18 protein-coding genes are annotated in these 20797 nt (G+C 67.2%); 9 read left to right on the top strand and 9 right to left on the bottom strand.

The window, feature by feature from the left end; all coding sequences use genetic code 11:
• Positions 1-6 precede the first annotated feature (6 nt).
• The 5 genes from ASE61_RS08340 to ASE61_RS08360 form a co-directional block, all read right to left on the bottom strand.
• Positions 7-1152 (bottom strand): iron-containing alcohol dehydrogenase, encoded by a 1146-nt coding sequence (locus ASE61_RS08340; protein WP_061966436.1) that lies wholly within the window; start codon positions 1150-1152, stop codon positions 7-9.
• On the bottom strand, positions 1152-2534 hold the full coding sequence (locus tag ASE61_RS08345) for an aldehyde dehydrogenase family protein (protein WP_061966437.1): 1383 nt from the start codon (positions 2532-2534) through the stop codon (positions 1152-1154). Before ASE61_RS08345 ends, ASE61_RS08340 begins: the two co-directional genes overlap by 1 nt.
• A 46-nt stretch (positions 2535-2580) precedes the next feature.
• Positions 2581-3948 (bottom strand): glutamine synthetase family protein, encoded by a 1368-nt coding sequence (locus tag ASE61_RS08350; RefSeq protein WP_061966479.1) that lies wholly within the window; start codon positions 3946-3948, stop codon positions 2581-2583.
• A gap of 100 nt (positions 3949-4048) precedes the next feature.
• The gene (locus ASE61_RS08355) at positions 4049-5659 is read right to left on the bottom strand and encodes a GMC family oxidoreductase (RefSeq protein WP_061966480.1); all 1611 of its coding nucleotides are present in this window, start codon (positions 5657-5659) and stop codon (positions 4049-4051) included.
• 32 nt (positions 5660-5691) lie between these two features.
• Positions 5692-7233, bottom strand: coding sequence for a PLP-dependent aminotransferase family protein (locus ASE61_RS08360; RefSeq protein ID WP_082617306.1), 1542 nt, complete (start codon positions 7231-7233; stop codon positions 5692-5694).
• A gap of 133 nt (positions 7234-7366) precedes the next feature.
• Between ASE61_RS08360 and ASE61_RS08365 the strand changes: the two genes are divergently transcribed.
• From ASE61_RS08365 to ASE61_RS08395, 7 genes are all read left to right on the top strand, one after another.
• On the top strand, positions 7367-8473 hold the full coding sequence (locus ASE61_RS08365; protein ID WP_061966438.1) for a mandelate racemase/muconate lactonizing enzyme family protein: 1107 nt from the start codon (positions 7367-7369) through the stop codon (positions 8471-8473).
• Positions 8470-9963: an aldehyde dehydrogenase family protein gene (locus ASE61_RS08370; protein ID WP_082617307.1), complete on the top strand. Its 1494-nt coding sequence runs from the start codon at positions 8470-8472 to the stop codon at positions 9961-9963. Before ASE61_RS08365 ends, ASE61_RS08370 begins: the two co-directional genes overlap by 4 nt.
• Positions 9964-9972: 9 nt before the next feature.
• Positions 9973-11283: an NAD(P)/FAD-dependent oxidoreductase gene (locus tag ASE61_RS08375; RefSeq protein ID WP_061966439.1), complete on the top strand. Its 1311-nt coding sequence runs from the start codon at positions 9973-9975 to the stop codon at positions 11281-11283.
• Between the two features lie 147 nt (positions 11284-11430).
• Positions 11431-12492: an ABC transporter substrate-binding protein gene (locus tag ASE61_RS08380; RefSeq protein ID WP_061966440.1), complete on the top strand. Its 1062-nt coding sequence runs from the start codon at positions 11431-11433 to the stop codon at positions 12490-12492.
• Positions 12489-13628 carry an ABC transporter ATP-binding protein gene (locus tag ASE61_RS08385; protein ID WP_061966441.1) on the top strand — a complete coding sequence of 380 codons (1140 nt, stop codon included), beginning with the start codon at positions 12489-12491 and terminating at the stop codon, positions 13626-13628. Before ASE61_RS08380 ends, ASE61_RS08385 begins: the two co-directional genes overlap by 4 nt.
• The gene (locus ASE61_RS08390; protein WP_061966442.1) at positions 13625-14539 is read left to right on the top strand and encodes an ABC transporter permease; all 915 of its coding nucleotides are present in this window, start codon (positions 13625-13627) and stop codon (positions 14537-14539) included. Before ASE61_RS08385 ends, ASE61_RS08390 begins: the two co-directional genes overlap by 4 nt.
• A gap of 1 nt (position 14540) precedes the next feature.
• Positions 14541-15356: an ABC transporter permease gene (locus ASE61_RS08395; protein ID WP_061966443.1), complete on the top strand. Its 816-nt coding sequence runs from the start codon at positions 14541-14543 to the stop codon at positions 15354-15356.
• A 75-nt stretch (positions 15357-15431) separates the two neighbouring features.
• Here ASE61_RS08395 and ASE61_RS08400 read toward each other — a convergent pair whose 3' ends face one another.
• The 4 genes from ASE61_RS08400 to ASE61_RS08415 all read right to left on the bottom strand — a co-directional run bounded on the left by ASE61_RS08400 (position 15432) and on the right by ASE61_RS08415 (position 19594).
• Entirely contained in the window at positions 15432-17126 is a 1695-nt protein-coding gene (locus ASE61_RS08400) for a flotillin family protein (RefSeq protein ID WP_061966444.1), read from the bottom strand.
• Between the two features lie 3 nt (positions 17127-17129).
• Complete coding sequence (locus ASE61_RS08405) at positions 17130-17780, bottom strand: OB-fold-containig protein (protein ID WP_061966445.1); 651 nt, start codon at positions 17778-17780, stop codon at positions 17130-17132.
• A complete protein-coding gene (locus ASE61_RS08410; RefSeq protein WP_162260082.1) occupies positions 17780-18868 on the bottom strand; it encodes a PspA/IM30 family protein in 1089 nt (362 codons plus the stop codon). Before ASE61_RS08410 ends, ASE61_RS08405 begins: the two co-directional genes overlap by 1 nt.
• A 114-nt stretch (positions 18869-18982) precedes the next feature.
• Positions 18983-19594, bottom strand: a complete 612-nt coding sequence (locus ASE61_RS08415) for a TetR/AcrR family transcriptional regulator (RefSeq protein WP_061966447.1) — start codon at positions 19592-19594, stop codon at positions 18983-18985.
• A 124-nt stretch (positions 19595-19718) separates the two neighbouring features.
• Here ASE61_RS08415 and ASE61_RS08420 point away from each other — a divergent pair, with 124 nt between their 5' ends.
• Both ASE61_RS08420 and ASE61_RS08425 read left to right on the top strand, forming a co-directional pair.
• Positions 19719-20414 (top strand): PspA/IM30 family protein, encoded by a 696-nt coding sequence (locus ASE61_RS08420; protein WP_061966448.1) that lies wholly within the window; start codon positions 19719-19721, stop codon positions 20412-20414.
• Positions 20415-20453: 39 nt separating this feature from the next.
• Entirely contained in the window at positions 20454-20732 is a 279-nt protein-coding gene (locus ASE61_RS08425) for a YiaA/YiaB family inner membrane protein (RefSeq protein WP_061966449.1), read from the top strand.
• Positions 20733-20797: the final 65 nt, after the last annotated feature.

The following is a 20797-nucleotide window of genomic DNA, read 5'->3' on the forward strand; positions in this document are numbered from 1 at the left end:
CCGATCTCAGATCGACTCGATCAGCAGCTTGCGCGCCGCATCGACCGTGAGCTCCACCGGGTTGCCGCCGGTCGAGGGGTCCGCCACGGCCGCCTCGGCCAGTTCGTCGATCCGGTCGGTGCCGACGCCGAGCGCGCCGAGCTTGTCGGGGATGCCGAGATCGGCCCGCAGCTTCAGCACGAAATCATAGAAGTCGTCGAAGCCGCCGGGAATGCCGAGATAGGCGGCGGCGGCCGCGATCCTCTCCTCGATCGCCGGGCGGTTGAAGCGCAGCACTGGCGGCATCACCACCGCGTTCGTGGTGCCGTGATGGGTGTGGTAGACCGCGCCGACCGGGTGGGAGAGCGAGTGGATCGCGCCCAGCCCCTTCTGGAAGGCGACGGCGCCCATCGCAGCCGCCGCCATCATCTGCGTGCGGGCCTCGATATCCGCGCCATCCGCGTAAGCGCGGGGCAGATAGGTCTTCACCAATCGCATCCCTTCGAGCGCGATGCCCTGGCTCATCGGGTGGAAGAACGGCGAGGAATAGGCTTCCAGGCAATGCGCGAAGGCGTCCATGCCAGTGCCGGCGGTGATCGCCTTGGGCATGCCGACGGTGAGTTCGGGATCGCAGATCGTCACGCCCGGCAGGAATTTCGGGTGGAAGATGATCTTCTTGGTATGGGTCTGCGAATTGGTGATGACCGAGGCGCGGCCGACCTCTGAGCCGGTGCCCGCCGTGGTCGGCACCGCGACGATCGGCGCGATGCCCTCGATCGAGGCGCGTGTCCACCAGTCGCCGACATCCTCGAAATCCCAGACCGGACGCGTCTGGCCGGCCATGAAGGCCACGCATTTGCCGAGGTCGAGGCCGGAGCCGCCGCCGAAGGCGACGACGCCGTCATGCCCGCCGGCCTTGAAGGCGCGGACGCCGTCGTCGAGATTGCGCTCGTTCGGGTTGGGATCGACACCGGCGAAGATCGCCCGGCCGAGCCCGCCGGCCTCGAGGATGTCGAGCGCGTTGGCGGTGATCGACATGCTCGCCAGTCCGCGATCGGTGACCAGCAGCGGCCGCTTCATGCCGAGCGCCTTGCAGTGATCGGCCAGTTCCCTGATCCGCCCCGCGCCCAGCTTGACGGCGGTCGGATAGCTCCAGTTCGCGGTGATCGGCATCAGCCAGCTCTCTTCAGATGGTAGGATTTCGGGCGGGTGAGGTTGTGGAAGCCGATGACCGAGAGCGAGCCGCCGCGCCCGGTCTCCTTGACGCCGGTCCAGCACAGGGCCGGATCGAGATAATCGGCGCGGTTCATGAAGACGGTGCCGGTTTCGAGTTCCGCACCCAAACGGGCGGCGCGCTCGGCATCGCCGGTCCAGAGCGAGACGGTGAGGCCGTATTTGGAATCGTTCATCAGCGCGACCGCTTCGGCGTCGCTGCGCACCTTCATGATGCCGACGGCCGGGCCGAAGGTTTCCTCGCGCATGATCGTCATGGAATGGTCGACATCGACCAGGACCTGCGGCGCGAGATAGGCGCCGCCATCGTCCTGCGGGAAGAGTTTCGGATCGACCAGTGCCCGCGCGCCCTTCGCGGTCGCTTCGGCGATCTGCTCGCGTACCACCTGCGCGAAGCGCTTGTGCGCCATCGGGCCGAGCGAGGTCTCGGGATCGAGCGGATTGCCGAGCCGGTAGTTCGAGACCCAGCCGACCGATTTCTCGATGAAGGCGTCGTAGAGGCTCTCATGCACATAGATGCGCTCGATGCCGCAGCAGCACTGCCCGGAGTTGAAGGTCGCGCCGTCCATCAGCGTATCGACCGCCTTGTCGAGATCGGCGTCCTCCATGACATAGCCGGGATCCTTGCCGCCGAGCTCCAGCCCGATCCCGGTGAAGGTGCCGGCGGCGGCGCGCTCGATCGCCTGCCCGCCCGCGACCGAGCCGGTGAAGTTGATGAAGTCGAACTGCCCGTCGGCGATCAGGCGCGACGAGATCTCATGGTCGAGGAAGACATTGGCGAAGACATCCTCCGGCACGCCCGCCTCGTGGAAGGCGCGCGCCAATCGCTCGCCGGTGAGCAGCGTCTGGCTCGCATGCTTGAGGATGACCGCATTGCCGGCGATCAGCGCCGGCGCGACCGAATTGATCGCGGTCATGTAGGGATAGTTCCATGGCGCGATCACGAAGACGACGCCATGCGGCTCGCGCGCGATGAAGCGCTTGAAGGCGGCGTTGTCCTCGATCACGAGAGGCGCCAACGCCTCGTTCGCGATCGAGGCCATGTAGTTCGAACGCTCGTTGAAGCCCTTGAACTCGCCACCATACTTGATCGGCCGGCCCATCTGCCAGGCGAGTTCGCTCACCACCTCCTGGCCCATCTCGTTGAGCCGCGCGACACCCTTGAGCACCAGCGCGATGCGCTCGTCGAGCGGGCGCTTCGCCCAGGTCTTCTGCGCCTTGCGGGCGCGGGCGACCACGGCCTTGGCCTCGTCGAGGCTGAGAGCCGGCCGCTCGGCATAGACCGAGCCGTCCACCGGCGACACGCATCGGATCATCGTCATTGTCACTGTCCGTCTGGCTGAAACAAGTTGATGGGAGGGAGCCGGGTCAGGCGCGTTCAAAACCGCGCTTCACTTCCCAATCGGTGATCCGGCGATCGTACTCCTCCTGCTCCCATTCGGCGGCGCGGACGTAGTGGTCGATGACGTCGTCGCCGAAGGCCTTGCGCAGCATGGCCGAGCCCTTCAGCGCCACGGTCGCGTCACGCAGGGTCTTCGGGATCTCGCGGATATCCCGGCCGCCATAGGCATCGCCGACGAAGGCCTCCTCCAGCTCCATCTTCTTCTCGATGCCGTCGATGCCGGCGGCGAGCAGAGCCGCCATGGCGAGATAGGGATTGAGGTCCGAGCCGCCGACCCGGCATTCGATGCGGATGCCCTTGGTGCCAGCGCCGCAGAGCCGGTAGCCGGCGGTGCGGTTGTCGGCGCTCCAGATCGCCTTGGTCGGTGCGAAAGTGCCGGCGACGAAGCGCTTGTAGGAATTGATATAGGGCGCGAGGAAGCCGGTGATGTCGGAGGCATGGGCGAGAAGCCCCGCCACATAGTTCCGCATCAGCGGCGACATGCCGTGTTTTGCCTGCGCTTCGAGGAAATGCGGGGTCTTGCCGTCGGCGCTCCAGAGCGACTGGTGGATATGCGAGGAGGAGCCGGCATGCGCATTGCTCCATTTCGCGAGGAAGGTGATCGACTTGCCCTGCGCCCAGGCGATCTCCTTGCAGGCGTTCTTGATGATCGCGTGCCGGTCCGCCATGGTCAGCGCGTCGGCATAGCGGACATTGATCTCTTCCTGCCCGGCCGAAGCCTCGCCCTTGGAGTTCTCGACCGGGATGCCGGCGCCCTGCAATCCGTTGCGGATCGCGCGCATCACCGCCTCTTCCTTGGTGGTCTGGAAGATGTGGTAGTCCTCGTTGTAGCTGCTCGCGGTCTTGAGGTCGCGATAGCCGCTGGCGCAGGCGTTCTCGTAGCTCTGGTCGAACAGGAAGAATTCGAGCTCGGTCGCCATATAGGCCTTGAGCCCCATCGCCTCGAGCCGCTTGACCTGCTTCTTCAGCACGGCGCGCGGCGAATGCGGGATGTCATGGCCGTGATGGTCCATCACGTCGCAGAGCACGAGCGCCGTTCCTTCGAGCCAGGGCACGCGGCACAAGGTCGAAAGGTCCGGCTTCATCGTATAGTCGCCATAGCCGGCGGCCCAGCTCGTCGCCGCATAGCCGGCTACGGTTTCCATCTCCATGTCGGTGGCGAGCAGGTAGTTGCAGCTATGGGTCTCGTGATGCCCGCTCTCCAGGAAGAAAGCGGCATGGAAGCGCTTGCCCATCAGGCGCCCCTGCATGTCGACGAGACAGGCGAGCACGGTATCGATGCGACCGGCGGTGACGTCCTCTCTCAGGGCGTCGAGCGTGTAGGCTTGCGTCATGCCGATCATCCATCTCCGATGCGCGATCTTCACACGGGAATGCGCCCGGCGGAATAGCCGGCTCGCATCCTGCCGCCTGAATATTCAAAGAGATTTGGCTTCACCCGCCGGCCATCAATTCCGCGGCGCGCTCTCCGACCATCATGGCCGGGGCGTTGATGTTGCCAGAGGGTATCGTCGGGAAAATCGAGGCATCGACGACGCGCAAGTGCTCGATCCCGTGCACCCGCAATGTGGCGTCGACGACGGCGTCGCTGGCGTCAGGCCCCATCCGGCAGGTCCCGCAAGGGTGGAAGACGGAATAGGCATTTGCCCGGATCGCGGCGACATTGGCCGCATCGTTGACGGCTTCCGGCCCCGGCCGGATTGCGGCATCGATCACGGCGGAGAGCGTCGGCGTTGCGGCCAAGCGGTGCAGGAAGCGCGCGCCCTCCAGCAGGATGCGGAGGTCCTCGGGCTCGGAGAGGTAGTTCGGCGCGATCCCCGGCGCGACAAGCGGATCGGGCGAGCGGATCGCGACATGGCCACGGCTGAGCGGGCGGCAGGGCGAGACGCTCAGGCTGAAGCCGGGGAACGGATCGGGCTTCATCAGGGCGCGTACGCCGGGCACGGCGCGTTCATAGCTCAAGGGCGAGAAATAGAGCTGCATATCCGGCCGCGTCAGTTCGGGCCTTGTGCGGTAGAAACCGCCGCCCTGGTTGACGCTGAGCGCAAGCGGCCCGCGGCGGCGCATCAGATAATTCGCGGCCATGCCGATACGGGCGGGCCAGGACAGCAGCGCATCGTTCAGGCTCGGTCGCTTCGAACGGTAGACATGATCGTAGCAGAGATGGTCCTGCAGGTTCTGCCCGACGGCGGGGAGGTTGAGCAGCGGCGCGATGCCGTGCTTCGACAGGAGCCCCGCCGGGCCGATGCCGGAGAGCTGGAGCAATTGCGGTGTGTTGAAGGCCCCGCCGGACAGGACGACCTCCCTCCGGGCGCGAAAACGTAAGGTCTCGCCACCGCGCTTCGCCTCGACGCCGATCGCGCGCCGCCCGTCGAACAGAATGCGCGTGACCTGCATGTCGGTTTCGAGCTTCACGCGCCCGCGCCGCCGGGCCGGATGCAGGAAGGCTCGGGCCGCTGACTCGCGTCGCCCGCCGCGCGTGGTGATCTGGTAGAAGCCGGCGCCCTCGCTGGTCGCGCCGTTCAGGTCCGGATTGAAGCGCAGGCCTGCTTCGCCGGCCGCCCGGACGAAAAGCGGCGTCAGCGGATGGACTTCAGCGGCGACGTTCTCGACATGGAGAGGCCCCCCAGCGCCATGCCAGAGGGACGCGCCCAGTGCGTGGTCCTCCATGCGCCTGTAGGCGGCTAGCACCTCGGCCCAGCCCCAACCGGGATTGCCGAGCCGCTGCCACTCGTCGAAATCCTCGGCCTGGCCACGGGCATAGACCATCGCGTTGATCGCACTGGAGCCGCCGACGACCTTGCCGCGCGGCTGGTAGATTTCCCGCCCGTCCAGCTCGGCTTGCGGCGTGGTCCGGTACATCCAGTTCATGCGGCGATGGTAGAAGGTCTTGCCGTAACCGATCGGCAGATGCACCCAGGGGCTGAGATCGCGCGGCCCGGCCTCGATCACAAGGATCGAGCCTTGGCCCGCTTCGGCAAGCCGCCCGGCCAGCACGCAGCCGGCCGAACCAGCGCCGACGATGATCACGTCCCATTCGCTCAAGATGCTCTCACCCAGCCAGCCCACCACGAGTTCTAGGGAGAATTGGGCTTCCCGCTAAGGGCCATTCCCGCCGAAGCGCCAGTCCATTCGCCGCTCGCCATGAGGTCGTCGACGGCGCGGCGCAGATCGAGCACGCCGGTCTTGATCTCAGCCGGCGTGAAGCCGCTGAAGCCAAGCACGAGCCCGTCCCGCGCGATGGGTTCGAGGCAGAAGCGGCTGATCGGCGCGACTGTGACGCCGCGCCTTGCTGCCGCCTGCGTCAGCGCGACGGCATCGAGCCCGTCGCGGAGATAGGCGATGGTGTGCATGCCGGTCTGGGTCGGAACCACCTCCAGATCAGGCGCCAGATGCTCCCGCGCCGCATCCTCCAGTGCCTGATAACGCTCCTGGTAGAGCTTGCGCATGCGGCGGACATGCGTCGCGAAATGCCCCTCGACGATGAAATCGGCGACGATCCCCTGCAACGCCGTCGGCACACCCGGCGAAAAGGCTTCGAGGCAGATGCCGATCTGCTCGACCAGATGCGGCGGCGCGACGAGAAAGCCCAACCGCAGCGACGGGAACAGCGTCTTCGAGAAGGTCCCGACATAGATGACCCGACCGCTGCGATCGATGCTGGTCAGCGTCGCCATCGGTGCGCCCTGGAAGCAGAATTCGCCGTCCCAATCGTCCTCGATGATCCAGGCGCCGCTGGCCTCGGCCGCCTCCAGCAAAGCGAGCCGGCGCTCCAGGCTCATCTTGGCGCCGAGCGGCTGCTGGTGCGCCGGCGTCACGAAAGCGAGCCGGAATTCGGGCGCGCGGCGCAGGCCTTCTTCGACCACGAGCCCGGCCTCGTCCACCGGGACCGGCACGATGTCGACGCCCGACTGGATCATGCTGTTGCGCGCGCCGATCGCGCCGGGATCCTCGAACCAGACCTTGTCGCCGGGGTCGAGCAACGTCGCGGCGATGAGCTGGAAGGCCTGCTGCGCGCCGGCCACCACGAAGACCTGCTGCCATTCGCAGGCGATGCCGCGATTGAGCCTGAGATGCGCGGCAATGGCCTGGCGCAGCGCCCGCTCGCCATGCGGGTCGGGATAGCCGAGCACCTGATGGCGCGGCTTGCGCCAGTGCTTGCCCGAGAGCCTGGCCCACTGTGCCATCGGGAAGGCATCGAAGGCCGGCATCGCCGTGGTGAAGGCGCGGGGTTGGTGCGGCAGGCGCGTGCCGAACAGCTTTGACGCCGTGTTCATCGCCTGCGCCAGCTTGACCCGCGCCGTTGGTGCGGCGGTGGCCGCGGCAGCCGGCGCCGGCCGCTCATTCGCCAGCGCCTGGCTGATATAGGTGCCGGAGCCGACCCGTGTCTCGATCAGCCCTTCCGCCGCAAGCCGCTCGAAGCTCTCGACGATGGTGGTGCGGGCGACCTTGAATTCCTGCGCCAATGTCCGCGTCGCCGGCAGGCGCTCGCCGACCTTGAGCGTGCCCCCGAGGATCAACTCGCGCAGGCCCGCGCAGATCTGGACGCTGAGCCCATGCTCGCCCTCGCGATCCAGCACGATCGACTGGAGCAGGGCGCCTTCCTCGCGTTTGACCATGATGCCTTGAGGGAGAGTGGACTGTCGATTTGGTGAGAATGGACCTTGGGATCAGGCCAATTCAAGCCCCTTCTTGCGCCGAAGCTGCCCGCGGTTCTGTCGGGTGGCGCTCCCGAAACGGATAGCGGCAGCGATGAAGATCACCCGGCTCGAAAGCTTCTCGACGCAGGACGTCGGCTTCGTCCGCGCCACGTGCGAGGATGGCAGCCAGGGCTGGGGCCAGTTCTCGCCCTATAACGCCGACATCACCGCGACCGTTTTTCACCGGCAGGTCGCGCGCTGGGCGCTCAGTGAGAACGCCTTAGCCATCGACGAACTGATCGCGACGATCGGCGAGCGCGAGCACAAATTCCCCGGCTCCTATCTCTGCCGCGCCATGACCGGGCTCGACACGGCGCTGTGGGACCTGCGCGGGCGGATCGAAAAGAAAAGCGTCTGCGAATTGCTCGGCGGCTCGCCGCGGCCCTTCCCGGTCTATGCCTCCAGCATGAAGCGCGGCGAGATCACGCCAGAGGCGGAAGCCGAGCGTTTCCTGCGCCTGCGTGACGCTCACGGCTATAGCGCCTTCAAGTTCCGCGTCGGGCGCGAATGCGGCCGTGACATCGACGAATGGCCGGGCCGAACGGAGGCGATCGTGCCGCAGATCAGGCGGGCGCTCGGCCCTGAGGCGACGCTGCTCGTCGATGGCAACAGCGCCTATTCGCCGGCCAAGGCCATCGCGGTCGGCAGGATGTTGCAGGATCACGGCATCGTCCATTTCGAGGAGCCCTGTCCTTATTGGGAGCATGCCTGGACGCGCGAGGTCCGCGAGGCGCTCGATCTCGACGTGACCGGCGGTGAACAGGACTGCGACCTCGCCGTCTGGCGCGCCATGATCGATGGCCGCGTGGTTGACGTCGTGCAGCCGGATGTCTGCTATATCGGTGGCGTCGGGCGCCTGCTGAAAGTCGCGCGCTGGGCAGAGGCCGCCGGCCTGCCGGTGACGCCGCATTCGGCCAACCAGTCGCTGGTGACCGTGTTCACGCTGCACATCATGGGCGCGCTCGCCAATGCCGGCCCCTATGTCGAATTCTCGATCGAGGGGCCTGATTATTATCCATGGGAGCAGGGCCTGCTGCGCAACCCGCCGCAGGCGCGCGACGGTATGGTCGCGATCCCCGACGGGCCGGGCTGGGGTGTCGAGATCGAGCCGTCCTGGCTCGCCAAGGCCGCCTATCAGGTCACGGAGATCGGCGCGTGATCGTGGACCGCGCCGAGCTTGTCGCCGAAGCCTTGCGGACGGGAACGCTCGCCGGCCTGCCGGGCGGGCATTTCATCGACGGGCGCTTCGTCGAGTCCGCGTCCGGACGGTGCATGGAGAGCTTCGATCCCGGCCGGGGCAAGGCCTTCGCCACGGTCGCGGCCGGTGACGGCGCGGATATCGATCGCGCGGTCGCAGCCGCCCGTGCCGCCTTGTCCGGCCCATGGTCGCGCCTGAGCCCGGCCGCGCGCGGCGAGATCCTGATGCGGGCGAGCCGCCTGATCGCCGAGCGCGCGGCTCGTTTCGCCGTGGTCGAGACCCTCGATTCCGGCAAGCGCCTCGCGGAAGCGGAGGGCGATGTCGGTGGCGTCGTGAAGGCCTTCGCCTATTATGCCGGCGCGGCCGACAAGCTGCATGGCGACAGCATGCCGCTCGGCCCCGACCACATCGGCTTGACGATCGAGGAGCCGGTCGGCGTCGCGGCCCAGATCGTGCCGTGGAACTACCCGCTCTCGACGGCGGCGCGCGGCATCGCGCCGGCCCTCGCCGCCGGCTGCACGCTGGTCATCAAGCCGGCCGAGCAGACGCCCTTCACGACACTCATGCTGGCGGAACTGCTGCATGAAGCCGGCCTGCCCGCAGGCGTGCTCAATGTCGTCGCCGGCACCGGTGCCGAGGCTGGCGCGGCGCTGGTCGCCCATCCCGGCATCGACCACATCACCTTCACCGGCTCGCTCGCGACCGGACAGCGCGTGATGCGCGCGGCGGCCGAGCACGTCACCCGGCTCGTGCTGGAGCTCGGCGGCAAGTCCCCCCTCGTCGTGCTCGCCGATTGCGATCTCGACGCGGCCGTAGCTGGTATTATGGAAGCGATCTTCGAGAATGCCGGGCAGATCTGCTCGGCCGGCTCGCGCCTGATCGTTGAGGAGGCGATTGCCGAGCCGCTGCTGAAGCGTCTCGTCGCCAGCGCACACGGGCTACAGCCCGGCCATGGCCTCAGCGATACCGGCATCGGGCCGATCAATTCGCCGACACAGCTCGCGCGCGTTGCGGCCCATGTCGACCGCGCCCGCGCCGCCGGCAATCGCATCCTGACCGGTGGCGCGATCGTCCCGCCAGAGGATTGCGGCGGCGGCTGGTTCTACCAGCCGACCATCGTGCTGGCTGATGGTCCGGACGACCCGTTGGTGCAGGAGGAAATCTTCGGCCCGGTGCTGACGGTGCAGGTCGTCGCCGATTTCGAGGCGGCGGTCGCGGCGGCGAATGCCACCGCCTACGCGCTCGTCGCTGGCATCTACACGCGCGATCACGCCAAGGCCTGGCGCTTTGCGCGGGCCGTCGATGCGGGGCAGGTCTATATCAACGAGTTCTTTGCCGGCGGCATCGCGATGCCCTTCGGCGGCAACCGCAAATCCGGTTTCGGCCGCGCCAAGGGCATGGCGGGCTTGCGCTCCTACTGCAAGCTCAAGAGTGTGGTGGCGCGAATCTGATCCGGGGGGATGACGAAGACGATGCCGAGCGATCTGTTCGCCAGTGATTTCAAGGCCGCGCCCTATTGGTGGGACGAGGTGCCCCGGCCGGACCTGCCGCGCGTTGACCCGCCTGCGCAGGCCGAGGTCGTCATTGTCGGCTCCGGCTATACCGGCCTGCAGGCGGCGCTCCAGACGGCGCGCGGCGGGCGCCACACCGTCGTCCTCGATGCCGAGGCGGCGGGCTTCGGCTGCAGCACCCGCAATGGCGGCCAGATCTCGACCAGCGTGAAGCCGGGCTTCGACGAACTCGCCCGCCGCCATGGCCGAGAGCGCGCCTTCGCGATCATGCAGGAGGGCCGGAACTCGCTGCGCTATATCGGCGATTTCGTCCGCGACGAGCAGATCGATTGCGATTTCGGCGTCGTCGGCCGCTTCCATGCGGCCCATGCGCCCGGCCGATACGAAGAACTGGCCCGCAGCGTCGGCACGCAGCCGAAGGGGCTGGAGGTCGCCTGCCATGTCGTGCCGCGCGCCGAGCAGCGCAGCGAGATCGGCTCCGATCTCTACCATGGCGGCGTCGTCTACGAGAGCCATGCCTCGATCAATCCGGCCCGCTACCATCAGGGCCTGTTACAGCGCGTCGTCGCGGCCGGCGCCGAACTCGTCCCGCATTGCCCGGCGACGGGGATCGAGCGCATCGGGCAGGATTTCCTCGTCCAGACGCCGCGCGGCACGATCCGCACCCGCGAGGTCGTCATCGCCACCAACGGCTATACGGGGCCGCTGACCGGCTGGCTGCGGCGCCGTGTCATCCCGATCGGCAGCTATGTCATCGCGACCGAGGCGCTGGAGCCGGAACTGGTCGACAAACTGATCCCGAAAAACCGCATCGTCAGCGACACCCGCAAGGTGGTCTACTACTACCGCGCTTCGCCCGACCGGCGGCACATCCTGTTCGGTGGCCGCGTATCCCTCAGCGAGATCGATCCGCGCCGCAGCGGCCCGCTGCTGCATGGCGCGATGAGCCGGATCTTCCCGGAACTCGCAGGCCGCAAGATCAGCCATTCCTGGTGCGGCTTCGTAGCCTACAGCTTCGATGAACTGATGCATATCGGCCGCCATGAGGGCATGCACTACGCCATGGGCTATTGCGGCTCCGGCGTCGGCATGGCGAGCTATCTCGGCATGCGCCTCGGTCAGCAGGTGCTCGGCCTCGCCGAGGGCAAGACGGCTTTCGACGGGCTGCCCTTCCAGACCCGGCCCTTCTACAGCGGCAATCCCTGGTTCCTCGCGCCGTCGGTCCTCTACTACAGCTGGCGCGATCGTCTCGCGCGCTAAGTGGTCGTCCCGAATTCTCAGAGTGGACCTTATGGCCAGACCAATTTCGCCGGACCCTGCATGAGGCGAGACGTGCGGATGCCGTTGATCGGCGAACCGCGCGCTCATCTTTGGGGAACGCATCGTTCAAACGGGGAGAACAGAGACATGTCGCACCAGCCGATCACGCCGACGAGAACGGCCCTTGCCCTCGTCCTGGGCCTTGGCCTGTCGAGCGCTGCGCCCGCCCTAGCGCAGGAATTGACCGTCGTCTCCTTCGGCGGCTCCTATCAGGAGGGCCAGAGCAAGGCACTCTTCCAGCCCGCCGCCAAGGCCCTGGGCATCAAGATCAAGGAGGAGACCTATACCAGCATCGCGGACCTGCGCCTCAAGGTGAAGGCCGGCGCGGTGACCTGGGACGTGGTCGCCAGCGGCTCGGGCAGCGCGGCCCGCGCCGGTGCCGAAGGCATCCTGGAGAAGCTCGACTACAAGGTGATCGACACCTCGAACTTCCTGCCCGGCACGGCGCAGGATTATTGCGTCGGCGGCGACGTTTTCTCGACCGTGCTCGCCTGGAACACCAAGACCTATGGCCAGAACGGTCCGCAGAGCTGGGCCGATTTCTGGGACGTGAAGAAGTTTCCCGGCAAGCGCTCCTATCGCAAGGGCGTGGCCGGCGCGCTGGAGCCGGCCCTGATGGCCGACGGCGTTCCCGCCAACAAGGTCTACGAGGTGCTCTCGCAGCCCGGCGGCATCGAGCGCGCGATCAAGAAGATCCGTGAATTGAAGCCGCATATCGCGGTCTGGTGGAGCTCGGGCGCGCAGCACGCCCAGCTCATGAAGGATGGCGAGGTCGACATGATCACCGGCTGGAACGGCCGGTTCGACGTCGCCGCCAAGGACGGTGCCAAGGTCGCCTATACCTTCAACCAGGGCCTGCTCGACTATGACTGCTTCGCGATCGCCAAGGGCGCGCCGAACAAGGATCTGGCGATGAAGTTCCTCGCCGAGATCAGCAAGCCGCAATACCAGGCCGAGTTCACGAAATACATCACCTACGGCCCGACCAACAAGAAGGCCTATGAGGGCGGCGCAATCGATGCGGCCTATGCCAAGACCTTGCCGTCCCATCCCGACAATGCCGGCAAGCAGCTGACGATCGACCTCGACTGGTACATCAAGTACGAGGCCCTGGCCTCCTCCGCCTACCAGAACATGCTGACCGAATGAGGCAGGCCGGCGATCACGAGCGGCCGCGCGATGCGGCTGCTTCGGCCTCGGATTCCGCGACGGCCTTAGCCATCGCAGTCCGGCGGCTGAGCAAGGCCTATGGCGCGGTGCCCGTGCTGGACGAGATCGATCTCGATGTCCGGCCGGGCGAGTTCCTGACCCTGCTCGGCCCTTCCGGCTCGGGCAAGACGACGCTCTTGATGGCGATCGCCGGTTTTCTCAGGCCCGACAAAGGCTCGATCCGCTTCGGCGAGCGCGAGGTCGTCCGCCTCGCGCCGCACAAGCGCGAGATCGGCATGGTCTTCCAGAACTACGCGCTGTTTCCGCATATGGATGTCGCCCGCAATGTCGGCTTTCCCCTGCGGTTGCGGCGCGTACCGGCGGCCGAGACCGCCCAGCGGGTGGAGGCCGCGCTGGAGATGTTCCAGCTCGGTGGCTTCGGCAGCCGCCGCATCGATCAGCTCTCCGGCGGCCAGCGCCAGCGCGTCGCGCTCGCCCGCGCCATCGTCTTCGAGCCGCGCATCATCCTGATGGACGAGCCGCTCTCGGCGCTGGACAAGCAATTGCGCGAGCGCATGCAGATCGAGTTGCGCCAACTCCACGAGCGCCTGGGCACCACCACCGTCTATGTCACGCATGACCAGCGTGAGGCGCTGACCATGTCGGACCGCGTCGCCATCCTCGATCGCGGCCGCATCGCCCGCATCGATACGCCGCGCGCGATCTATGACGATCCCGGCAGCCGTTTCGTCGCCGAGTTCATCGGCGAATCCTCCTTCCTCGACGTAGCGATCGCGAATGGCATCGCTCGCGCCGCGGGCTCGACCATCCGCGCCAGCCATCTGCCAGCGCAGCAGGGGCGCTGCACGATGGTGCTGCGGCCGGAGCGCCTGCATCTGCTCGGGCCGGATGAAGGGGAGGGAATGAACTGCTTCGAAGGTCGCGTGACGGGCGCGGTCTACCAAGGCGACACGCTGCTGCTGCAGACGGTCTTGAACGGCGGCAGCCCGGTTGCGCTGCGCCTGACGACGCGCGGTGGCGAGGGCCCGCCGCCCGCACCGGGTACGCCTGTCCGCATCGGCATTGCCGTGTCCGATACCGTGCTGCTGCCCGACGAGGCGCGGGGCGCGCCGTGACGACCGTCAGCGCCCTCGATGCAGCCGGTCCGGCCGGCGACGATCACGCCGCCGGCCTGCGGCGCGACCAGTGGCGCGAGCGCATGGGGCTGGCCAGCCTCGCGGCGCCGGCGCTCCTGCTCGTCACCGTCACCATGCTCGTGCCGGTCGGCTGGCTCTTCGGCCTGTCCTTCCTCGACGACAATGGCGCGCTGAGCCTCGAACACTATCGGCGCATGCTGGCCGAGCCCTCCTATGGCCGGACCTTCCGCACCACCTTCGAGATCAGCTTCGTCACCACGCTGATCTGCATCCTGCTCGGCTATCCCCTGGCCTATTTCCTGTCGCAACTGCCAAGGCGGGCCGCCAATCTCTGCATGATCGCGGTGCTCTTGCCGTTCTGGACCTCGCTGCTGGTGCGCACCTATGCCTGGCTCGTGCTGCTGCAGCGCAGTGGCCTCATCAACACATGGGGCATGAAGCTCGGCCTCTGGAGCGAGCCCTTGCAGCTCGTCCACAACATGGGCGGCACACTGATCGGCATGGTCCATATCATGCTGCCCTTCATGGTGCTGCCGCTCTACGGCACGATGCGCGCGATCGACCGCAACCTGCTGCGCGCCGCCGCCAGCCTCGGCTCGACGCCGGTCCACGGTTTCTGGTCCGTGTTCTTCCCGCTCTCGCTGCCGGGGCTCGCGGCCGGCGCCGCGCTCGTCTTCGTGCTCTGCCTGGGCTTCTACGTGACGCCGGCCATGCTCGGCGGCGGCAAGGTGACGATGGTCTCGAACCGCATCGCCAACGATATCGAATTGTTCTTCAACTGGGGCGCGGCGAGTGCGCTCGGCGTCGTGCTGCTGGTGATCACGCTCGTCGTGCTCGTGCTGGCGGCGCGGCTGTCGCGCGGCGCCGGCCTGTTCGGGGCGGGGCACTGAGATGAGCTGGCTCGACCGTCCCGCCAGCGACACGCAGATCAGCCACGGCGCGCGGCTCTGGCTCTATGCGGTCGGCGCGCTGGTGCTGGCCTTCCTAGCCATACCCACGCTGATCGTCATTCCGATGTCCTTCTCCCAATCGCAATATCTGGAATTCCCGCCGCGGGAATGGTCGCTGCGCTGGTACGAGGCCTATTTTGCCTCGTCGAGCTGGATGGCGGCGACCGCGACCTCGTTCAAGGCGGGCTTCTGCACGGCATTGCTGGCGACGCCGATGGGAACGCTCGCAGCCTATGGCCTGCACAGCGCGCGCCTGCGCTTCGCAGGGCTTGCGATCCTCGCCCTGCTGACGCCGACGATCGTGCCGGTCATCCTCGTCGGCATCGCGCTGTTCTACGCTTATGTGCAGCTCAAGATGGTCAATTCCTTCCTCGGCATCGTTCTGGCGCATACGATGCTCGCTGTGCCGATCGTGATGATGATCGTCGGCTCGGCCCTGAAGAGCTTCGATCTCGATCAGGAGCGCGTGGCGCGCAGCCTCGGCGCGACACGGACGCAGGCCTTCCTGCAAGTGACGGCGCCGCAGATCGGCTTTGCCCTCGTCACCTCGGCGGTGCTGTCCTTCCTGACCTCCTTCGACGAGGTCGTGATCGCGCTTTTCGTCTCCGGCGGCGACAATGCGACCCTGACGCGGATGATGTTCCTGGCGCTGCGCGACCAGATCGACCCGACCATCGCCGCGATCTCGACGATCATGATCGTGATGACGTCGCTGCTGCTGGCGGTGTCGCAGCTCTTCGGCAAAAGCGAGACCTGAGGGGTCGCAGGCCATCAACAAGACGCCGGCCGTGGGAGCGGCCGGCGTCGTGAATATTCTGATGGAAGCCTGGCTCTACGTCTTCGGCTCGGCCGCAGGCGCCGGCTGCGCGGGCGCCTTGCTCGCCCCGCCCACGGACGCGGCCAATAGCGCCTGCGTCGGATCGGCGCCCTCGAACCCGGCCTGCTTCAGAATCTCGTCGAGGATCGGCTTCTGCGCGGTGAAGCTGAGCAACTGGCTCGACAGATCGCGGACCGCGCCCGCCTGCTCGCCGCCCGCACCGCCATTCATCGCGCCGACGAGATTGCCGGCACTGAAGATGCGGATATCGGAGATCTTCTCGATCGGCTTCATCGCCTGTGCCAAGGCCGCCGGCACGATGTCGACGCGGGCCTTGTTGAGCTCGAACTCGATGATCGCCGGCGACAGGGCGTTGCGGGCCTCGTTCTTGGCCCGCTCGGCGCGCGCCTGCGCCTCGCCGAGCTCGATCACGCCGGCGGCACGGATCTTGGCGGCTGCCGCCTCTGCCTCCGCTTCGATCTTGGTCGCGGCCGCGAGGTTCTCGGCCGCCTGGCGCTCGGCCTCGGCCTTGACGGTGACCGCCGTGGCTTCCTGCTCGGCGATGCGGCGCGCATCGAGCACGGCGATGCGCTTGGCGCGCTCGGCGATCTCGACTTCGCGGGCCGTCGTCACCTGCTCTTCGGCGGTGATGGCGGAAGCCTTGGCCTCGTCGGCGCGGGCGCGGGCGGCCTGCTCCTCCTCGGTCTTCTGGGCAACGGCGATCGCCGCCTCGATACGCGCGGTCTCGGTGATCTTGCGGGCTTCCGCCTCACGCTCGGCAATGCCGCGCTCGGCGGCGATGCGGGCGGATTCACGGGCCTGGCGCGTCTCGGAATCGCGTTCGGCGATGCCGCGCTCGGCTTCGAGCCGCGCCGTCTCCTCGTTGAGGCGGGCGAGCTGCTCGGCCTTGGCCGCCTCGGCGCGGGTTTCGGCCGTCTTGTTGGCGATGTCGCGTTCCTGGCTGAGCTCGGCGTCGCGCTGCTCGCGCTCGATCGTCAGGCGGCGCAGCGAGGCCTCGCGGTCCTTGGTCGCGATCTCGACCTCGTTGTCGCGGACGATCTGGTTGCGCTCGCGCTTGCGCTCCTCGGTGATCTTGGTGAGCGCCGTCAGGCCTTCGGCGTCGAAGGTGTTGTTCGGGTTGAAATGCTTGATGTCGGTCTGGTCGAGCCGCGTCAGCGAGACCGATTCGAGCTCGAGGCCGTTGGACTGCAGGTCATGCGCGACCGCCGCCTGCACCGATTTCACGAACTCGGCGCGCTGTTCTTGCAGGTCGCGCAGCGACATGGTGGCGGCGACCGAGCGCAGGCCGTCGACGAACTTGGCCTCGACCAACGCCTTCAGCGCATCGGCGTCGTTGGTGCGGTCGCCCAGCGTCTGTGCGGCGAGAGCGATGTTCTCCGCATCCGGCTTCACCCGGACATAGAACTCGGCGGTGATATCCGCCCGCATCCGGTCCTTGGTGATCAGGGACTCGTTCTCGGCGCGCTTCACTTCAAGGCGCAGCGTGCTGAGCGAGACCCAGGAATAGGAGTGGAAGATCGGCAGGATGACCGAGCCGCCGTCGAGCACGACCTTCTTGCCGCCGAGGCCGGTGCGGACATAGGCCTTGTCGCGCGTCGCCCGCGTGTAGAGCGACGTCATGATGATGCCGATCACCACGATGGCGACGAGAATGCTGGCGGCGATGATGCCGAGCGAGAAGAAATCCATGTCTCAGACCCCCGTTGAGGCGCTGTTTGCGACGCTGTCCGGAGCGGGAATGGCCTCGAACAGGCCATCCGCTCCATCGACGATCAGCACCAGCGTGCCCGTTGCCATCAGATGTCCCGGCGCCGCCCTGGCGCGCAGGATGTGAACATTGTCGTACCGGTCCTTCACGCGAACCGCGCCGGGATGGCCCTGGTCGAGCGGGCCAATCGTGACGGTGCCGATCAGGCCGATGAACTCGGCCTGGCTCAACGCATTGGTCTCGTCGCGCGGGATGACCTTGGCGATGCCGCGGCTCGCCCAGCGCGTCGCCGGCACGGCCGCCAGCGTGGCGGCTGGCACGGCGATCAGGAGCGGCAGCGGCCGCAAGATATGCGCGGCCAGGCTCTGCAGCGCGAAGCCGAAGACGGCGAAGGCGGTGAGCAGGATCACCGCCAGGACCAGGATCGGCACGCCGCCGGCATTGAGCCAGGACATCCAGCCGCCGAGCAGGCCGGCTTCGTGGTCGCCCGGCCCGTGATGGCCGAGCCCGTCATCGAGCAGGCCAGAGGCCGAGGCGCCGATCAGGACCGAGACCAGCTCGATCAGGCCGAGCCCGGCCACGACCATCAGCGCCACCCAGAAGGGCGCGGTGCCCGGCTGGATGATGTCGCTCATCAGCGCTGGCCTTCCCGGAACGCCCTGAGCCTGGCTTCGATCGCATCCTCGCGCTGGATACGGCCGAGCTCATCCACCTCCGCCGCGCCCGTCATCGGCTTGGCCGGAACTCCGGTGACGCGCTCGACGGCGGAAAGGGCCGCGGCGAGGCGCTGATCGTTGCGCTGCGAGGGGGTGGAGGGATCGCTCGCAGCGACGGCACGTTCGGCGCGCCTGGCATCGTCGAGCCGCTTCATCGCATCGGCGCGGGCCGAGGCGATGCTGCGCAATGTGGCCTCGGCTTCCGCGATCTCGCCGGCATTCTCGGTGACGGCCTTGGCGAGCGCGGTGCGCTGTGCTTCGAGGTCGATCTGGACGCCGGTCGCCGCACGGGCAAGGTCCTCGCGGCCCTTCTCCAGCCCCGTCTTGATCTTCTGGTCGAGGTCGCGGATCTCCTCATCGAGATCGGCAGCCTTGGCCTTGAGACGATGGCCGGCGGCAACCGCGACGCCGAGCGCGGCTCGGGCCTCCTCGGCGATCTTCTCGATCTCGCGCACGGCCTGCTGTGCGACGGCGGTGGTGTTGGCGCCTTCGGCGGCGTCGACCGCATTGTTGACGACGCCGGCGATCACGCGACCGAGGCGGGCAAGGATTCCTTCGTTGGACATCGTGCTCTCCCTGTGTGTGTGAATTCCGGCCTGGACAGCGACGAGGACGCTGATCGTCGATCCCTGGAAGGACAGACGCGCCTCGGCAAAGTCGTTCCAGCCGCCGCGATAGCCATCCACCGAATAGGGGACGACAATCCGCCCGTTGATGGTGGCGATGCTGATGCTGTCCGGGCCCTTGATGGCGAAAAGCTTGGAATCGAGCGGGATTTCGACGGTGGGCTCGTTTGGCTGTTGCCGGCTGTGGTCGCGCAGCGCCAAGGTCGCCATGCGCGAGGGCAGGCCGGTCCGCGCCCGGATCTCCTCATAGGCTTCCTCGTGCAACGCCACGAGATTGGCGCCTGTCGTGCCGTCGAGGATCGCCATGGCCTGCCGGTAGGCGGCGAGGGTGGCGTTCAGCGCCTCGCGATCTTCGTCGCTGGGCGCCAGCAGAAGCGCCATCGTGGTTTGAGGCTTCTTGACCATGTGGTTTATATAAAGCACTTCATTGGTGCTTTCAAGGATGGGCGCTGCACCGGGCTCCGTGAAAGTTAACGCAGGTTAACGGCTTTGGCCTCAATTCGCGGCAGATAGGCCACGGCAGGCCAGTCGCACCAGCCCCTCGATCTGGCGGTCGAGTTCGGGGCGGGGAACGGCGATCAGCTTCTCCTCCAATCCGATCGCGACGACGCCGTGGACGGCCGAGAACAGCGTCCGGCCCAGGAGGTTGCGGTTCTCCGCGCTGCGATCCGGCACCAGCGTGCCCAGCGGCTGGAGAATGTGCCGGAACATCATCATCTGCTCCGAGACGGCCCAGTCGGGCACCACGGCGCCCTCAGCCATGCGGTGTTCGAACAGCACGCGCCATAGCTGCAGGTTGTCGCGGGCGAAAGCCGAGTAGGCGAGGGCGACCGCGACGAGGGCTTCCGTGGCCTGTTCCTGTGACGAAACGGGTGGGGATGCGGCGTTGAGCGCCGCGTCAAGCCGGGCGAGGGTGCGCGAGCCGACCCGCAGCACGAGCTCGTCCATATCCGCGACGAGATTGTAGATCGCGCCGAGCGAGCAGCCGATCTCCTGCGCGAGCTCGCGCGCCTTCAGGCCCGCAAGGCCTTTCCCGGCGATGGCCCGCTCCGCCGCATCGATCAGAAGGTCGCGCTGCCGGTCGCGCCGCGCTGCCGTGGTGGTCATCTCTGCGTTCTCGCCTGGTCGTCTGTCACCTGACTGTGAACGTCGTTCAAAATAATTCTTGAACGACGTTCATAGACGCGCTATCGATTCATTAATGAACAACGTTCATAGCAGGGGAAAGCCAATGCTCAAGATGTTTCTCACCTTCGTTCGTGGCGGCGCCGCCGTCGCCGAGGAGCGCTTCGCCGATCGCAACGCCCTTCTGATCCTCGACCAGCAATTGCGGGACGCAGCCGGCGCCTTCGAGCGCGCCAAGAAAGCGCTGGCGATCGCAATCGCGCAGGACCGGCAGGAGACCGAACGCCTCGCCTCAAGCAGCACGCGCATCGCCGATCTGGAAAACCGCGTCGCAGCGGCATTGGTCGCTGGCGACGAAAGCCTCGCCCGGGAGGGCGCCGAGGCAATTGCGGCGCTGGAGGCTGATCGCGAGGCGGCTTCAAGCGCGCAGGCGCTTTTCGCTGCGGAAATCCTCCGCCTGCGCCGCCATGTCGCTCAGGCTCAGGCGCGGATCGCCGAGCTCGATCGCGGCCGGCGCCTCGCCCGTGCCTCGGAAGCCGTGCGCCAGATGCGGCAGGGCCGGATCGAGCCCGGTCCCGCCCATGAGGCGACGCTGGCCGAAGCCGAGCAGACGCTGAAGCGATTGCGCGAACGCCAGGTCGAGGCTGAGGCGGCGGAGACTGCGCTCGACGAGCTCGATGGCGCAGCCGCAGTTTCCGTCACGGAAAAGCTGGCGGCCAAGGGCTTCGGCCCCCGGCTGCGGACGACCGCCGAGGATGTGCTGGAGCGCCTGCGCCAGCGTGCGCCCGCCCCTGCGAACTGATCGAGCGGCAATCGCATTTCAAACAGGGAGATCGTCATCATGAACCAGAACGTTCAGCCGCATAGCGGCGCCTGGGTCAGCTTCACCTACGCCTCCTTCTTCGCGGCCGGCGCGATGGTCGCGGCTGGTATCCTGTTCCTGCCGCTCGACTGGTGGGCCAGGGGTTATCTCGCCATGGGTTGCGTCATGCTGGTCCAGTCCTGCATCACCATGACCAAGACAGTGCGCGACATGCACGAGGCGTCCAGGCTGGTGAACCGCATCGAGGACGCCCGCACCGAACGCCTGCTGATGGATGCCGGCAAGCCGGCGCCGTGAACCTCGCCGGTAAGCTCCGCTTAACCGCAAGATCGCATCGCCCGCCGCCGGCAAGGATTGCTTTG

It is taken from the genome of Allobosea sp. Root670 (genome assembly GCF_001429415.1).
GTDB classification, from domain to species: Bacteria; Pseudomonadota; Alphaproteobacteria; order Rhizobiales; family Beijerinckiaceae; genus Allobosea; species Allobosea robiniae.

What these genes read in the sequence shown, in the direction of transcription:
- ASE61_RS08340 (WP_061966436.1), bottom strand. Translation starts at nt 1,152, where the DNA reads ATGCCGATCACCGCGAACTGGAGCTATCCGACCGCCGTCAAGCTGGGC.
- ASE61_RS08345 (WP_061966437.1), bottom strand. Translation starts at nt 2,534, where the DNA reads ATGACGATGATCCGATGCGTGTCGCCGGTGGACGGCTCGGTCTATGCC.
- ASE61_RS08350 (WP_061966479.1), bottom strand. Translation starts at nt 3,948, where the DNA reads ATGACGCAAGCCTACACGCTCGACGCCCTGAGAGAGGACGTCACCGCC.
- ASE61_RS08360 (WP_082617306.1), bottom strand. Translation starts at nt 7,233, where the DNA reads ATGGTCAAACGCGAGGAAGGCGCCCTGCTCCAGTCGATCGTGCTGGAT.
- ASE61_RS08365 (WP_061966438.1), top strand. Translation starts at nt 7,367, where the DNA reads ATGAAGATCACCCGGCTCGAAAGCTTCTCGACGCAGGACGTCGGCTTC.
- ASE61_RS08375 (WP_061966439.1), top strand. Translation starts at nt 9,973, where the DNA reads ATGACGAAGACGATGCCGAGCGATCTGTTCGCCAGTGATTTCAAGGCC.
- ASE61_RS08380 (WP_061966440.1), top strand. Translation starts at nt 11,431, where the DNA reads ATGTCGCACCAGCCGATCACGCCGACGAGAACGGCCCTTGCCCTCGTC.
- ASE61_RS08385 (WP_061966441.1), top strand. Translation starts at nt 12,489, where the DNA reads ATGAGGCAGGCCGGCGATCACGAGCGGCCGCGCGATGCGGCTGCTTCG.
- ASE61_RS08395 (WP_061966443.1), top strand. Translation starts at nt 14,541, where the DNA reads ATGAGCTGGCTCGACCGTCCCGCCAGCGACACGCAGATCAGCCACGGC.
- ASE61_RS08400 (WP_061966444.1), bottom strand. Translation starts at nt 17,126, where the DNA reads ATGGATTTCTTCTCGCTCGGCATCATCGCCGCCAGCATTCTCGTCGCC.
- ASE61_RS08405 (WP_061966445.1), bottom strand. Translation starts at nt 17,780, where the DNA reads ATGAGCGACATCATCCAGCCGGGCACCGCGCCCTTCTGGGTGGCGCTG.
- ASE61_RS08410 (WP_162260082.1), bottom strand. Translation starts at nt 18,868, where the DNA reads ATGGCGCTTCTGCTGGCGCCCAGCGACGAAGATCGCGAGGCGCTGAAC.
- ASE61_RS08415 (WP_061966447.1), bottom strand. Translation starts at nt 19,594, where the DNA reads ATGACCACCACGGCAGCGCGGCGCGACCGGCAGCGCGACCTTCTGATC.
- ASE61_RS08420 (WP_061966448.1), top strand. Translation starts at nt 19,719, where the DNA reads ATGCTCAAGATGTTTCTCACCTTCGTTCGTGGCGGCGCCGCCGTCGCC.
- ASE61_RS08425 (WP_061966449.1), top strand. Translation starts at nt 20,454, where the DNA reads ATGAACCAGAACGTTCAGCCGCATAGCGGCGCCTGGGTCAGCTTCACC.